This is a genomic window from Haloglycomyces albus DSM 45210 (assembly GCF_000527155.1).
Lineage (GTDB): Bacteria > Actinomycetota > Actinomycetes > Mycobacteriales > Micromonosporaceae > Haloglycomyces > Haloglycomyces albus.
In genome coordinates, this window is the sequence record NZ_AZUQ01000001.1 from 2,739,646 (window position 1) to 2,755,265 (window position 15,620).

13 protein-coding genes are annotated in these 15,620 nt (G+C 62.7%); 8 read left to right on the forward strand and 5 right to left on the reverse strand.

What is annotated here, in order from left to right:
* Positions 1 to 23: 23 nt before the first annotated feature.
* Together pyk and HALAL_RS0112660 are read left to right on the forward strand one after the other, a co-directional pair.
* A complete protein-coding gene (pyk, locus tag HALAL_RS0112655) occupies positions 24 to 1,454 on the forward strand; it encodes a pyruvate kinase (RefSeq protein ID WP_084472001.1) in 1,431 nt (476 codons plus the stop codon).
* A 43-nt stretch (positions 1,455 to 1,497) separates the two neighbouring features.
* The gene (locus HALAL_RS0112660) at positions 1,498 to 2,364 is read left to right on the forward strand and encodes an acyl-CoA thioesterase domain-containing protein (RefSeq protein WP_051463085.1); all 867 of its coding nucleotides are present in this window, start codon (positions 1,498 to 1,500) and stop codon (positions 2,362 to 2,364) included.
* Between the two features lie 99 nt (positions 2,365 to 2,463).
* On the opposite strand, the gene HALAL_RS0112665 is transcribed toward HALAL_RS0112660, so the two are convergent.
* From HALAL_RS0112665 to HALAL_RS0112680, 5 genes are all read right to left on the reverse strand, one after another.
* Positions 2,464 to 3,342: an ion transporter gene (locus HALAL_RS0112665; RefSeq protein WP_025274355.1), complete on the reverse strand. Its 879-nt coding sequence runs from the start codon at positions 3,340 to 3,342 to the stop codon at positions 2,464 to 2,466.
* 199 nt (positions 3,343 to 3,541) lie between these two features.
* Positions 3,542 to 4,735 (reverse strand): S8 family peptidase, encoded by a 1,194-nt coding sequence (locus tag HALAL_RS0112670; RefSeq protein WP_025274356.1) that lies wholly within the window; start codon positions 4,733 to 4,735, stop codon positions 3,542 to 3,544.
* 233 nt (positions 4,736 to 4,968) lie between these two features.
* Positions 4,969 to 7,809 (reverse strand): SGNH hydrolase domain-containing protein, encoded by a 2,841-nt coding sequence (locus HALAL_RS0112675; protein WP_025274357.1) that lies wholly within the window; start codon positions 7,807 to 7,809, stop codon positions 4,969 to 4,971.
* Positions 7,797 to 7,937 (reverse strand): hypothetical protein, encoded by a 141-nt coding sequence (locus HALAL_RS18690; protein WP_156937740.1) that lies wholly within the window; start codon positions 7,935 to 7,937, stop codon positions 7,797 to 7,799. The genes HALAL_RS0112675 and HALAL_RS18690 overlap by 13 nt, the downstream gene beginning before the upstream one ends.
* Positions 7,921 to 9,507: a glycosyltransferase family 2 protein gene (locus tag HALAL_RS0112680; protein WP_156937741.1), complete on the reverse strand. Its 1,587-nt coding sequence runs from the start codon at positions 9,505 to 9,507 to the stop codon at positions 7,921 to 7,923. Before HALAL_RS0112680 ends, HALAL_RS18690 begins: the two co-directional genes overlap by 17 nt.
* Positions 9,508 to 9,870: 363 nt before the next feature.
* On the opposite strand from HALAL_RS0112680, the gene argC reads away from it, so the two are divergent.
* Genes argC through HALAL_RS0112710 form a run of 6 tightly spaced genes read left to right on the forward strand, consistent with a single transcriptional unit; the run spans position 9,871 to position 15,604 of the window.
* A complete protein-coding gene (gene argC / locus HALAL_RS0112685; protein ID WP_025274358.1) occupies positions 9,871 to 10,893 on the forward strand; it encodes an N-acetyl-gamma-glutamyl-phosphate reductase in 1,023 nt (340 codons plus the stop codon).
* Between the two features lie 36 nt (positions 10,894 to 10,929).
* Complete coding sequence (gene argJ / locus HALAL_RS0112690; protein WP_025274359.1) at positions 10,930 to 12,084, forward strand: bifunctional glutamate N-acetyltransferase/amino-acid acetyltransferase ArgJ; 1,155 nt, start codon at positions 10,930 to 10,932, stop codon at positions 12,082 to 12,084.
* 8 nt (positions 12,085 to 12,092) lie between these two features.
* On the forward strand, positions 12,093 to 12,980 hold the full coding sequence (argB, locus tag HALAL_RS0112695; RefSeq protein ID WP_025274360.1) for an acetylglutamate kinase: 888 nt from the start codon (positions 12,093 to 12,095) through the stop codon (positions 12,978 to 12,980).
* Positions 12,970 to 14,175, forward strand: coding sequence for an acetylornithine transaminase (locus HALAL_RS0112700; RefSeq protein WP_025274361.1), 1,206 nt, complete (start codon positions 12,970 to 12,972; stop codon positions 14,173 to 14,175). The genes argB and HALAL_RS0112700 overlap by 11 nt, the downstream gene beginning before the upstream one ends.
* Positions 14,172 to 15,098: an ornithine carbamoyltransferase gene (gene argF / locus HALAL_RS0112705; RefSeq protein ID WP_025274362.1), complete on the forward strand. Its 927-nt coding sequence runs from the start codon at positions 14,172 to 14,174 to the stop codon at positions 15,096 to 15,098. Before HALAL_RS0112700 ends, argF begins: the two co-directional genes overlap by 4 nt.
* The gene (locus HALAL_RS0112710) at positions 15,098 to 15,604 is read left to right on the forward strand and encodes an arginine repressor (protein WP_025274363.1); all 507 of its coding nucleotides are present in this window, start codon (positions 15,098 to 15,100) and stop codon (positions 15,602 to 15,604) included. The genes argF and HALAL_RS0112710 overlap by 1 nt, the downstream gene beginning before the upstream one ends.
* Positions 15,605 to 15,620 lie beyond the last annotated feature (16 nt).

Sequence of the window (15,620 nt, forward strand, 5' to 3'; positions counted from 1 at the left end):
TTGGAGTCGGCCACCGGAGCCGAATGTGGCATAGACTGGCAAGAGTGACACGTAGAGCAAAAATAGTATGTACGATAGGTCCGGCCACGGCCACGCCGGACCGCATGAACGCCCTCATCAATGCGGGGATGAATGTGGCCCGCATGAACTTCAGCCATGGGTCGCGCGCCGATCATGAAGCGGTGTACCAGATGGTACGCGAGGCCTCGCGAGTCGCGGGCAAGCCGGTCGCGATTCTGGCTGACATGCAGGGGCCGAAGATCCGACTCGGTACCTTTGCCGATGGAGAGGTTTCCTGGAACACCGGTGACCACGTCACCATCACCTCTGACGAGGTGGAGGGAACGGCCGAGCGTGTGTCCTGCACGTACAAGAAACTGCCGCAGGAAGTCACCATCGGCGATCGGCTCTTGGTGGACGACGGAAAACTGGCCCTGGAGGTGACCGGGGTCGAGGGAAACGACATCCATCTCCTGGTGGTAGAGGGTGGACCGGTATCCAACCATAAGGGACTGTCGCTTCCCAATGTCAACATCTCCGTTCCCGCCTTGTCGGAAAAGGACATCGAGGACATGAAGTTCGCCCTGAACCTGGGAGTGGACTTGATCGCGATGTCCTTTGTACGTCATCCTCACGACGTGCGGCAGGGCCACCGTGTGATGGACGAGGTCGGGGTGCGACGCCCCATCATCGCGAAGGTGGAGAAACCGGAGGCCGTGGAGAGGTTGGAGGAGATCGTCCTCGCCTTCGACGGCATGATGGTCGCTCGCGGGGACCTGGGCGTGGAGATGCCCTTGGACGAGGTTCCATTGGTGCAGAAGCAGATCATCCGGCTGGCGCGCGCCAACGCCAAACCGGTCATCGTCGCCACGCAGATGTTGGATTCGATGATCGAGAACGCCCGCCCGACCCGCGCGGAGGTATCCGACGTCGCCAATGCCGTTTTGGACGGTACCGACGCGGTCATGTTGTCGGGGGAGACCTCGGTGGGCAAGTACCCTATCGGCACGGTACGTACCATGTCGAGGATCGTGCGCACCACAGAGGACGGGCCGATGTCCTTCGACACCTTGGATCATGATCCGCGTACCAAACCCGGTGCCGTGACGGCGGCAGCCTGGCAGATCGCCGATGCTCTGGACGCCAAGGCACTGTGTGCGTTCACGCAGACCGGCGACACCATCCGACGGCTGGCGCGCCTGAAGCCCGACATTCCGATCATCGGATTCACCCCGATCGAATCGGTGCGCAACCAGATGGCACTGTCGTGGGGAACGAAGGCTTATATTGTGGAGTACGTCGATCACACCGACGCCATGTTCCAGCAGGTGGATCAGGCCATGCAGAGCAACGGCCTCGCCGAGATAGGAGACACTGTCGTCATTGTGGCCGGGTCGCCGCCCGGAAAGCCGGGATCGACCAACACAGTGCGTGTACATCAGATAGGAAGTTAACGTGGTACCAGAAGTGCTCGTCGGACAAGAAGCGGTCGATGACATGCTGGCCGTACTGGATCTCGAAGAGATCGACAGTGACCTGTTCCGCGGTCCTAAGGCGAAAGTCGGCCCACAGCGCGTGTTCGGTGGACAAGTCGCCGGTCAGGCACTGGTGGCGGCCGGTCGTACCGTCTCAGGGGACCGCCATGTGCATTCGCTGCACGGCTATTTCGTCCGCCCAGGCGATGCCGAACGCCCCATTGTGTACGAAGTGGAGAACATTCGCGACGGTCGCTCCTTCTCAGTGCGGCGAACCGTGGCCAAACAAGGTGGGAAGACGATCTTCTTCATGTCGGCGTCGTTCCACCGTGGTGAACAGGGACTGGAACACGAGGAAGGTGGGCCCACCGACGACATCCCACCGCCCGAAGAGGTACCCACACTGCAGGAGCGCCTGCAGACCCATCCCGAACGCCTGGGCATCTGGGCGCGTATACCTCGCCCCATCGACGTGCGTTACGTCGGAACGTCGGGATTTGCCCCGCAAGGTGACCGCCCCGCCGAATCGCGCCAGCGCGTCTGGATGCGAGCCGACGGCAAGCTACCCGACGACCCGCTCATCCACGTCTGCGTCCTCACCTACGCCTCGGATCTAACCCTCCTCGACACCGTTTTGAACCGACACGGCGAGGTATGGGGTCCCGGCGGATTCCTCGGCTCGAGTCTGGACCATGCCCTATGGTTCCACCGCCCGTTCCGCGTCGACGACTGGGTGCTGTACGACTCCAGTTCGCCGACCGCCTCGGAAGGTCGTGGTCTGGCGCAGGGTCGTTTCTTTACCGCCGACGGACACCACATTGCCTCGGCGACCCAGGAAGGACTGTTGCGTCGGATGCCGTCCGACAATATTCCTCCCGGGGTTCCCTAACCGTTCGGTGTCGTTCGGTTCGAGCGGGTGGCAGCGTCTGCGCCGCCACCCGCTCGTCGTCCGTGAGGCATGCCGGGCGAAGCGACTCCTTTAATAGCGTTAGTCGCGAGCGGTGACGCGTTCCAATTCGTCCCCGTCGACCGGAGTTCGCCGCTCCGCCAGTCGGTCGACCGTGTTCTGCAGTTCCTCGAGTCGTGCCAGGAGGAGCTTGGTGTCGTCCGAGGCCTCCCAGGCGATCCCGGAATTCTCTTCCTCGATTTTCTGTGCCTCTTCCATGGAGGCCAGTACGACACCGATCAAGATGTTGAGAAGTAGAAAAGCTCCAAAGACGATGAACGTCAGACAGTAGGGGACCGCCCAGAGACTGTGGGCCATGGCCGTCCGAATGACATTGCCGATGCTGTCAAGTGCCACCATCTGCAAGAGAGTCAGCAAGGCCTGCCCGATGGAGCCGAACTGTTCCGGATTGTCCTCTCCGAAGGCCATCCAACCCAGCATCGCCCAGAGATACATGATGACGCCCATGAGGGCGAAGAGGCCGACGGACTTGGGAACGGCCTTCTTCGCCGCGACGAGGATGATGCGCAGGCTGGGGATATTGCGCAGGAGGCGAGCGATGCGCGCCAGGCGAAGGAGCCGAATGATGGTGATGTTTTCCCGCAACCCGGGGATGTAGGCGGCGACGACGATGGTGAAGTCGAAGATGTTCCATCCGCTGGCGAAATAACGCCACGTCCGTGGCGCATAGGCGATAAGCCCAATGACCACTTCCACGGTGAAAAACGCGAGAAAGACCTTGTCCAGGCGTTCCAGGGCCGCGCCCCACCGAGTGGCGACGGATTCGAAGGTTACCGCGCCGAGGACGAGGCCGTTGAGAATGATGACGGCCATGGACAGATACTGGAATCGGCTGGAGTCGTACCAGCGACGGCATTGCGCCACAATAGGATTGAGGACTTCGGTTCCATTGGGTGACATACCAGAAGGTTAGTGTAAGGCCCGGTTGAGATCGTGTTGGGGCGGAGGAGAGGTGTGGTCGACGTGGAACCGATGACGGCCGAGACGCGAGAGGTACGCGGCACGTCCAATGAGGGTGGCGACAAATAGGCGGGACCGACGGATGTCGATCCCGCCCACCGGGGAGTATTCAGGTCATCGCGCTTTTGAAGCGACCGGGCTACCAGTCCATTGTGTATAGGAGCAGGTTCGGTGTTCCACTTCCCGGGTTGGAAACGGCGCCTGAGGTGGCGCTGGAGGTGATCGCACCGTGGACCTGGCTGGGCGAGGCTCCCGGGTTCGTTTCCAGGTACAGGGCGGCTCCTCCGGCGACGTGCGGGGAGGCCATGGACGTTCCACTCGCCACATAGGTGGAGTCGTCACCGTCGATCCACGCCGACGTAATGTCGACGCCGGGAGCGAAGAGGTCGACACAGCTTCCGCTTGAGGTAAACGACGCCGCGGCGTCGGCATTGTCACTGGCGGCCACGGTAATGGCGTCCGCGACCCGGGCCGGTGACTGCCAACAGGCGGGGAGCCAGGAGGTGTTACCGGCGGCGACGGCCACTGTTACCCCGGAATCGATGAGTCCCTGCACGGCGTCGTCCAGAGTGCTGTTCATGAAGCCGCCCAAGCTCATATTAGCCACTGAAGGACCATTGGCGTTGTCGGCCACCCAGTCGAGTCCACTGAGAATGTCAGCCGAGGTTCCCGAACCCTCACAGTCAAGGACACGCACCGGAACGACGTTGGCCTCCTTCGCCACGCCGAACTCGGAGCCCGCTACGGTTCCGGCGACGTGAGTGCCGTGCCCGTGGCAGTCGGAGCCGTCCCCGCCGTCGACGGCGTCGAATCCGGGTTTCATGCGACCGGTGAAATCGTTGTGGGAGATGTTGACTCCGGTGTCGACGATGTAGGCGTCCACCCCGTTTCCGGTGCGATTGTACTCGTAGGAATCGTCCAGGGGAAGGTTGCGCTGATCGATGCGATCGATTCCCCATGACGACGGGTTGTCCTGAGAGGCCTGCGAACTGAACGGTTCGTCCAGTTCAACCTCGATATTCGCTTCCACGGTGTCCACATGTGGATGCGCGGCGAGTCGCTCGGCTTCGGACTGAGACATGTCGACGGCGAAACCGTTGACGAGATCCCATTTCTCGGTCACCTGCGCGTTGTAGCGCGACATCGACGGTGCCGTGTGTCCGTCCTGCATGGTGACGAGATAAGAGCCGGACACGGCGTCGGGATGTTCGGCGTTGAGAACGTGGCCGTCGGCGTTGGGCTGTGCGGTGGCGGCGGTGGCGGCGAACACCCCGATGGCAAGCGCACCGGTCGCCACTGTACCGATGGCGCGGCGTCGAATGGATTGTGTCATGTGTCGTCTCCCTGTCGTGTTGGCGCGTAGGCGCACCTGTTGTCATACCGTTGGGTACGACATACTAGAGAGTAAAATAAAAGTATAAGCATGTAAATGTAAATGTGTACGGTTGATGAACCGTGCGTTGCGAAACGGGGTTCGCAGCAGCGCACGGTGCCGAATCCGATTGCCGACAGTTCTCGATCGGAGGTCGCACCGCCGCTTGCGGGACAGCGAAACGACCTCCGCTCTCAGGGGTGCGTGTAGACCGCCACGTAGTCGATCAACATGGATTTGCCGTCGACGGTGTCGCTCACCGGGGTCGATCCGGGGCCGTCGTGGTAGGCATCGGGAAATTGTCCGCCGATGGCGACGTTTAGGATCAAAAACACCCCTTGGTCGAGGGCATCGCTCCAGGCCCGAGGTCCGATATCGTCGCGTGTGATCGAATGAAACAGCCGACCGTCCAGATACCAGCGCACCTCACCGACTTCATGGTCGATTTCGGCGGCATAGCGGTGGAAGGACTCCGAACAGCTGTAACAGTCCTGAGGCGGTGACCCGAGTCCGCCGGTTTCCTCCTGGCAGGGACCGTCTTCCAGTGACCCGCAATGCAGTGCTCCGAAGACCGAACCGTTGCCGTTCACGCTCTCCATCATGTCGATTTCACCGGTGGCCGGCCATCCGGTATAGCCGTCACGGAGATCGGCGCCCATCGCCCAGAAGGCCGACCAGTACCCGAGTCCGTCGGATTCGTCGACGTCTGGCAGTCGCAAGGACGCTTCGAGCCGCACGACTCCTTCCGAGTCGGCACCGAAATCATCGCGTGCGGTCTCGATCCGGCCGGACGTCCACCGGCCTTGAGCGTCGCGCCGCGGGGTGATGGCCAGGTTTCCCTTCCCGTCGTGTGAAACATTGTCGATCTCATCGGTGTGGACGGCGATTTCGCCGGTTCCCCAATCGGGTGCCGGACATCCGGGGTAACAGGTGCCCGTGTCGTAGATCCAGTCCTCGCTCAATCCGGTTCCGGCGTCTCGGTCGAAGTCGTCGCGGAAGGCGATCCGCCAATCGTCCCCGGGCTGGACGGTCGTCACGGCGGCCGTGTCCGCTGCGACCAGTCCCGTGGTGGCGAGTTCGTGCTCCAGACGTGCGGTGAGGCGGGAGACCGCCGCTTGGGTCAAGTGTGACTCGTCGCGATAGAGCAGAAGGTTGTCCACGACCGACGGACAGGTATCGGCGGAACACAGGGTCGGCGACAGGTCGATCAAATGAACGTCGTCCCATACGTCTTGGGCGATGCGTTCTGCCGTCGGGTCGGGCCACAGGCCGTCGGTGCGGGGAAATTCGCAGGATTCCCAGTCGCTCGGATCGTTCGATAGACAGGTGGGGACGTCGAATCCCGGATACGGCGTGTCCCGCAGGTAGGCGACCGGTGCGCCGCTGTCGGTCAGACGTGACAGCGATGTCTCCCAAGCGGAGGTGACCTCGTCGGCGTCGGCCGAGTAGCGGTTGAGAGAGGCTACCAGTATGAGAGCGGGCGGGGGACCGGACTCAATTCGCTTGAACATGGCCTCTCTCCAGTCGTCGCATTCGGTGTAGCTGCGATCGAGCTGATCGTTGTGCACCGTCATGGACGGCACCGGGCAACCGGATTTCGTCAGGATCTCGACCGCCGCGTCCCGTTCGTGAGCGATGGCCTCAATCGCGGGCAACCATTGGGACGCGTGTGAATCACCGAATACGACGATCCGGTCTCCGTCTCCCCGGACGCATGTGTCGTGTTCTATCTCGGTGGGTTCGAGCTGACAGTCTCCGGCGGTTCCAAAGTCCTGTGACGCCTCCAAAGGGGACGGCGAAAGCGGTTGCTCGCGGTCGGTCGACACCGGCAGCCCCGCTTCCCAGCGACTTCCGCTTCCTCCGGGATCCAGGTCGGTCCATTGACCCTGCTGTTCCAGAACCTTCATGGCTCCACTTCCTACCAGCAGTGCCACGATCACCGGAATGATCATGGACGACGCTCCGACCGAGAGTCCCGCCGAAACGCGGTGATACCTCGGCTGGTGGAATCTAATGGGCTGCTCCACCGTCACGAGCGTCAGCCAGGCCGGCAGTACCGCCACGGCGACGATGAGGAGATTGACGGCCCAATGTTGTGGCCCCCAGGCGGCGTGGAACAGAATCAACACCGGCCAATGCCAGAGATACCAACCGAAGGAGACTCGTCCCGCCCATCGCAGGGCCGGTAGTCGCAGTAGACGATTGGACTGCGGTCCTACCGCGATCAGGAGCGCGGCCGCCAGGGTGGGGAGTAGAGCGGCGCTACCGGGGAAAGCGGTCGTGGCATCGAACCACACCATCGCCGTGAGCAGCCCCGCCGTTGCCAGCGCGGCCAGACAGTGTTTCAGCCAGGCGGCTTGCTCGTCCAGGAACCTCGGCACCAGCGCCAAGGCCGCACCGACCGCGAACTGCCAGGCACGCGACGGGGTGCTGAAATAGGCGAGGGGTCCAGAAGACTCCACCCACCACAGGTTGAGGAGGAAGGACACGACCGCGATCACGGCAATGGTGACGGCCAAGGCTCGCCGCCATCGTGCGGTCAGGACGCACACGGCGGCGAGCGGTGCCCACAGCAGGTAGAACTGTTCCTCCACCGCCAGTGACCAAAAGTGCAGCAGTGGCGACGGTTCACTGTGTCCCGCCAGGTAATCGGTTTGCTGGTCGATGTAGCGCCAATTGGCCACCGACAGCGCCGACGTCACGGCGTCCCAGGCGATGTCGCGAATACGCAAAGGCGGCAGCAGAAACCACGCGGCCACCAGGGTGGTGACCAGAACCGTGGTGGCGGCGGGCAGCAAACGGCGAGCGCGGCGTCCGTAAAAGGCGGGCAGATTGATTCGTCCGTGGCGTTCTTTCTCTCGTATCAGCAGTCCGGTGATGAGGAAACCGGATACGACGAAGAAGACGTCCACCCCGACGTAACCGCCGAGGGCGAAGGGAACTCCGGCGTGAAAAAGCAGCACGCCGATCACGGCGACTCCCCGCAGCCCTTCGATGTCGGTTCGGAAGCGGTCGTTGTGTTTTAGGTGGTCCATGGGAGCATTCCGTCCATTGTTCCGGAGGCGAGCAGAGTGAACAAAAGGAGTAGGAGGGTGATGGCGGTTCCCTGGGCGAAGCCGCGCTGGTGCGGTGACCTCGGCGGTTTGTCAGTTGGCGATTGCATGGGCTTTCTCCCGATGGGCGAGCGAGTCGGTGGTGGTGGGTGGCTCGGCGGGAACCGGCCGTAGCGTCTTCCATGCCGCTCCGATCAGTGGGGCGTGGAGGACGGTATGGATGCAGATAAAGACGGCCGCGGGCCAAAAGGCGTAGGGATCGTACTGTGCGGCCGCCCATATCAGTGAGCCCCAGAGGCTGAGCAGGGTGATGCTGGACCACACCACGGTCAGCCGGGCCACGGTGGTCGCCAGTCGATTGCGTTTCTTGGTCGTTCCCGTCGGAGTCCATGACGCGGTGCGCTTTCGGATGAGGTGCCAGATCGCTACGACGTGGGTGTAGCTGTACAGCAGTTGGGCGCGCACGACGTTGAGGCGCCATTTGGTTTTATGGGCGGCCGGTAGCAGCACGAACCATACCCACAGCGTGGGAATGAAGGCCACCATGTGCCAGGGGCGTACCTGGTCGGCGTAGGCGGTGGCCATGATGATGGCTGGTATGGGGACGGCGAAGACGTTGACGGCGTTGACGATGTAGGAGGCAAAGCCGTTCCAGAAGCACAGGCGGGTCCGTAGCGGCATGCGGCGACGATGGAACCGGCGGTCGACCAGGAGCTCGAGATTACCCATCGCCCAGCGGTATTGCTGGTTGACGTAGGCGGTGACGGTATCGGGCGAGGCTCCGGTGGCGAGGTTGACGGGAACGTAGGCCGTCTGCCAGCCGAATTTCGACAGTTCAATGGAGGTGAACATGTCCTCGCTGTGCTCCATTCTGGGGAAGCCGTCCAGACGTCGCAGCGCGTGACGTCGGTATACGACGCAGGATCCACAGCAGATTGCGGCGTGGTCGGCGTCGCGGGAGGGCTGAATCCAACGATAGAAGAGTTCTTGGGCGGCACCGGCGGCTTTTTCCAACCACCCCATGCTTTCTGTGGTTCGGAAGTATTGCGGTGACTGCACGATCGCGGTGTCGGGATCGGCGAAGTACGGCATGAGGTGGTAGAGGAAGTCGTCGCGGGGGCAGAAGTCGGCGTCGAAGACGGCGATGAATTCACCGTTCGAGACGCGGTAGCCGTGGTTGATGTTGCCTGACTTCTTGAGGTGCGGCCGGTCGTCGCGGACGTCGTAGTGGAAGCCGTAGGTGGCGGCCAACGCCGCGACCTCGGGTCGGTCGGAGTCGTCGAGAACGTAGACCGATATCGGTCCGTGCCATCGCATGGCCGCGACGTGTCGGTAGGTGTTGCGGAGGATGTCGAAGTCTTCGCCGCAGGTGGGTAGGAGTACGTCGACGCTCGGGTAGTGATGTGGCCGGTACCCGTGCACGAGGAGCCGATGGCTCGTCCGGGTGGTTCGGCGCGACCGTTGGCCGTCCAACAAAGCAAGGGACCAAGCGATCATATTGGCTCCCAGAACGACGAGGAACATCCACAACAGGGGATGACGTAGGGAGAAGAGGAACAGCGAGGTGGCGGTGAACAGGTAGGAGACGGCGATGCCGAGTAGGACCCAGCGTTGCTGCGGCCCCAGGTAGGAATATATTTCGCCGTCGTCGGGCGGTGTCGGTAGAAAGATCTGAGACATGGATATCGCCTGTGGTCGTGAGGTTTCCACGGTCCGGTTGGGGAGTGGCCATTGTGGCGTGGTGGTAGTGGGGAACGAAAGTCCTTGTGGCTGTTGATATGAGGGTTTCCAACTTCACTGTAGTGCGGACACCTAAGAAATAGCAAAGTTTTCTAATAGAAATCACACCGCGAGCCCCGATGTGGCCATGCTTGATGTCACCCGAGGCGCAAAGTCCAGTATATGGGAGTTTCGGAATGCTTTCTCGCTTCCTTGTGCTGGGGCTTCAATAAATTATGGCATGCGACACATAAATATTCTCTTGACTCAGCCAATGTCATACTAATACAATCTATCGCATAAACATGCAATTGGAGGAAGTACGTGACTTATCGCATCGCGGTCGCGGGAGCCAGCGGCTACGCCGGAGGCGAGGCCCTACGGCTCATCTGCGACCACCCCGAACTGGAACTGGCCTGCGCCACCGCACATACCCAAGCCGGTCAAGCGTTGACCGAGGTGCACCCGCACCTGCCGGGGCTCAGCGAGCGATACTTCGACTCCACCGGTAGTGAAACCATCCAGGCGGCCCGCCCCGACGCGGTCGTCATGACCCTGCCGCATGGACAGTCGGCGGCATTGGCCGCTGAACTTCCCGACGACCTGGCGATCGTGGACCTGGGAGCCGATCACCGGCTTGTCGACGCCGACCAATGGGCCAAATACTATTCCGGGCCACACGCCGGCAGCTGGACGTACGGGCTACCGGAACTGCCGGGACAGCGTGAGCGGATTCAGGCGTCCACGCGAGTTGCCGCCACCGGGTGCTACGCGGTAGCCACGATATTGGCCCTGGCTCCCTTGCTCCACAGCGGAATCGCTCAGAAACACGACGTGGTGACCGTCGCGGCGTCCGGGACGACCGGAGCGGGCAACAACCCTGTGAAGCGCCTACTGGCCAGCGAAGTGACCGGATCTCTGACCGGTTACAAGACCGGTCGGCACCAGCATGTACCCGAAATCAAGCAGGCCACCGGCGCCACCGGCCTGTCGCTCACTCCGGTACTGGCACCCATGCCGCGCGGCATTCTCGCCACCGTCACCGCTCTCCCCGCGACGCCCGACATCGACGCCGATGACGTCCGAGACCTCCTGCTCACCACCTACAAGGACGAGCCGTTCGTGCATGTCGTGCCCGAAGGAGCGCAACCGTCCACCAAAGCCGTCTTGGGCACCAACTCCGCTCAACTCCAAGCGACGGTGGACGCGGACTCGGGTCGACTGATCGTCACCTCCGCCGTCGACAACCTCGGCAAAGGAGCATCCGGTCAGGTCGTACAGTGCCTCAATCTCCTTCTCGGACTGCCGGAGACGACCGGTCTGACCGTCAACGGGATCGCTCCCTGAACCGCCATTGCACCTCGCGACACCAAAGGACACAACATGACCGTTACGCAACCGCAAGGGTTCCTCGCCTCCGGGGTGGCCAGTGGACTCAAATCCACCGGTGCGACCGACCTTGCCCTCCTTGTCAACCAGGGCCCCAGCCAAGTGGCCGCGGCTCGATTCACGAAGAACCGCATTCAAGCCGCTCCAGTGCAATGGACGCGTCAGGTCATGACCACCGGGTCCCTGCACGCGGTGGTTCTCAACTCCGGAGGTGCCAACGCCTGCACCGGGCCGGACGGATTCGCCGACACCCATAAAACCGCTGAGAAGGTGGCCGACAAGCTCCATTGCGGAGCGATCGACGTTGCCGTCTGCTCCACTGGACTTATCGGCGAACGCCTGAACATGGATCAACTCCTGCCCGGCGTCGACCAGGCCGCCAAAGAGCTGACCGCCGAGGGCGGATCGGCCGCCGCCAACGCCATACTCACCACCGACACCTCTGCCAAAGAGGCCGTCTACCGCTCAAGCGAAGACTGGACCATGGGAGCAATGGCAAAGGGAGCCGGCATGCTCGCCCCCTCCCTGGCGACCATGCTCGCCGTCATTACCACCGACGCCAAGATCGACGCGCTGGCCGCCGACTCCGCGCTCGCCACCGCCTGTGAATACAGCTTCGACCGCCTCGACTCCGACGGCTCCACCTCGACCAACGACACCGTGCTCCTGCTGTCCTCCGGAGCCGTCGACGTCACGCCCGACGTCGACGAGTTCAACACCGCACTCCAACAGGTGTGCCACACCCTCGCCCAAAGCATGCTCACCGACGCCGAGGGTGCCACCAAGGACATCGCCATTACCGTCACCGGAGCGGACTCGGAGGCAGACGCGGTCGAAACGGCGCGAGCGATCGCGCGCGACAACCTCGTCAAATGCGCCTTCTTCGGGCAAGACCCGAACTGGGGACGCATCCTCGCCGCCGTCGGCTGCACCGACGCGATCTTCGAACCCGACCAGGTCGACGTCGCGATCAACGACGTGTGGATCTGTCGCAACGGCTACGCCGCCGCCGATCGGAATCTCGTCGACCTGAGCTCACGCGACGTCGCCGTCACCGTCAACCTCAACGCGGGTGAGGCTACCGCGACGGTGTGGACCAACGACCTCAGCCACGACTACGTACACGAAAACTCCGCCTATTCCTCCTGAGGTGACCGGTGAACAACAATCTCAACGACGCGCTGAAAAAGGCCGAAACACTCGTCGAAGCCCTACCCTGGCTCCAGGAATTCCACGGCGCCACCGTAGTGGTGAAATACGGCGGTAACGCCATGATCAAACCCGAACTGCAGTCGGCCTTCGCCGCCGACATGGTCTTTCTGCGGTACGCCGGCCTGAAGCCGGTCGTCGTTCACGGCGGCGGACCTCAGATCTCGGCCATGCTCGACAAACTCGGCATCGACAGTGAATTCAAAGGCGGCCTACGCGTCACCACTCCCGAGGCCGCCGACGTCGTGCGCATGGTCCTCGTCGGGCAGGTCGGCCGCGAACTGGTCGGGCTCATCAACAGTCACGGCCCCTACGCGGTCGGAATGAGCGGGGAAGACGCCCAAATGTTCGTCGCCAAACGGCGGTGGGCCACCATCGACGGTGAAAAAGTCGACATCGGTCGGGTCGGAGACGTCGCCGGAGTAAACACTGACGCCGTCGGCGACCTCATCGCCGCCGGACGGATACCCGTCATCTCGACGGTCGCCCTCGACGAAGACGGCGTGCTCTACAACCTCAACGCCGACACCGCCGCCGGCGCACTCGCCGCCTCCCTCAGAGCCGAAAAACTCGTCATACTCACCGACGTCGAAGGTCTCTACACCGACTGGCCCGATAAAGATTCGCTGGTCAGCGAGATCAATACCGACGACCTTGGAGGGCTCCTGCCACGACTGCAGTCCGGCATGATTCCCAAAATGGAAGCCTGCCTCCACGCCGTCAAAGGCGGCACCGACGCCGCCCACGTCATCGACGGCCGCATCCCCCACTCGACCCTGCTGGAAGTATTCACCCACAAAGGAATCGGAACGATGGTGATTCCCAATGACGACTGACTCCACAACGGCACTGCAAAACCGCTACGCCGACGCCCTCATGGACACCTACGGACAACCGCCCGTGGCGCTGGCGTCAGGAAACGGCCGCCACGTCACCGACGTCGACGGACGGACCTACCTCGACATGATCGGCGGCATCGCCGTCTCCACCGTCGGGCACCGGCACCCCGACTACGTCGAAGCCGTCGTGCGTCAGACCGCCACCATCGCCCACACCTCCAACCTCTTCTTCCATCCCACCGAAGTGGAACTGGCCGAAACCCTCGTGAAACTCACCGGAGCCGACGGGCGCGTGTTCTTCAGCAATTCCGGAACCGAAGCCAATGAAGCCGCCCTGAAACTGGCCCTCAAAGCCGGAAAACCCCACGGTAAAACCCGCATCGTCGCCGCCGAGAACTCCTTCCACGGACGCACCCTCGGCACCCTCGCCGTCACCGGTAAAGCAAGCATCCGCGAACCGTTCGCGCCCTTCGGTATCGAAGCCACCTTCGTACCGTACGGCGACACCGCCGCGCTCACCGCCGCCGTCGACGACACCGTCGCCGCCGTGATTCTCGAACCCACCCAGGGCGAAGCGGGCGTCGTCCCCGCCTCCACCGACTTCCTTCACACCGCTCGTGCGCTCACCCACGAACACGGCAGCGCTCTCATCCTCGATGAGATCCAGGCGGGATTCGGACGGACCGGGAGGTGGTTCGCTCATCACGCCGCCGACATCACCCCCGATATCATCACTCTCGCCAAAGGTCTCGCCGGAGGAATCCCCATGGGTGCCACCATCGGCGTCGGGGACTGGGGGAACGTCTTCCAAGCCGGCGACCACGGCTCCACCTTCGGCGGCAACCCCATCGCCGGTGCCGCCGCGCTCGCCGTCATCGACATCATCGAACGAGAAGACCTTTTCGACAACGTCAACACACTGGGGCGAAAACTGGAGAATCGGCTTCACAACCACCCCGCCGTCATCGCGGTACGCGGTGAAGCGCTCTGGCGTGGCATCGTCCTGGACACCGACATCGCCGCCGACGTCTGCGGTCAACTGAGGAATGCGGGGATTCTGGCTAATCCGGTTCGCCCCAACGTCATCCGGATCGCACCGCCCCTCAGCATCACCGCCGCCGAACTCGAGCAGTTCACCAGCGCTCTGACCGACGTTCTCGACCAATATCCGGCTCAAGGAAAGACGCCATGAACACCACTCCGACGCACTTTCTCACAGACACCGACCTCAACGGCGACGAACAGGCCGAGGTGCTCGAGCTTGCCGCCGCCTACAAACAAGGGTCCGGTTCCGCACCGGCTCGACCCCTCGACGGCAAAAGCGTCGCACTCGTCTTTGAAAAGCCCTCCACCCGTACCCGCATCTCCTTCGACGTCGCCGTCCATCAGCTCGGGGGCCACCCGGTCTCCGTTGACGCCACCACCACTCAACTCGGCAGGGGCGAGACGGTCGCCGACACCGCCCGGGTTCTTTCACGTTACGTCGACGCCGTCGTCATGCGCACCTACGAAGACCAACGCCTTGCCGAACTGGCGCACCACGCCAGCGTTCCGGTCGTCAACGCCCTCACCGACGGCCGGCACCCGTGCCAGGTGCTCGCCGACCTGCAGACCATCGCCGAACACCGTCCGCTGGCGGGAACCCACCTCACCTACCTCGGTGACGCGTCCAATAACGTCGCCGCTTCACTGCTCATCGCCGGAGTCACCGCCGGGCTTCACATTCGCCTCGCCGCCCCTGAAGCGCTCTCCCCCGGTGATGAACTGGTGCAGCAGGCCAATGACATCGCCGCCCACACCGGCGGATCAGTTCAACTGCACACCGATCCGCGGGCCGCGGTCCGCGACGCCGATGTCCTCTACACCGACGCCTGGAATTCCATGGGACAGCAGCATGACGACAAGCTGCTGACCTCTCTGCGGGACTACCAGATCAACCGCGCCCTCATCGCAGAGGCACCTGACGCCGTCGTTCTGCACTGTCTACCGGCACACCGTGGAGAGGAAATCACAGACGACATTATCGACGGCCCCTTTTCGCGTGTTTTCGATCAAGCGGAGAATCGTCTGCATGCGCACAAAGCGCTGTTGACTTGGTTGATAGGAGAACACTGATGGCAACGTCGCCAACCAAAGCCGCACGGCTGGCTCTCATCACCGACATCATCAATTCACAGGAGGTGTCCAGCCAGACCGAATTGCAAGACCTCATCGCTGATAAAGGACACAGCGTCACTCAGACGACGTTGTCGCGCGATCTCGAATCGCTCGGCGCGGTCAAGGTCCGCGGTGCCGACGGGTCCACACCCGTCTACGCGATATTTCCCGAGGGCAGTCGACCGCTTCGTGATACCGAACATCCCTCCGACCGTCTCACTCGACTCCTCCGCGAACTCCTCACCGGGGCCGACCACTCCGGAAACCTCGCCGTCCTCTGGGTACCGCCGGGGGCCGCACAGTACCTCGCCAGCGCCATCGATCGATCCGGGTTGACCGACATCATCGCCACCATCGCCGGTGACGACACGGTCGCCGTCATCGCCCGAGACGGCGTCAGCGGGAAAACCATCGCCGACCGCATGTTGGGGTGGGCCGAAGAACCGAATTCACACCGGACCTGACCGCGTCGCGACACGA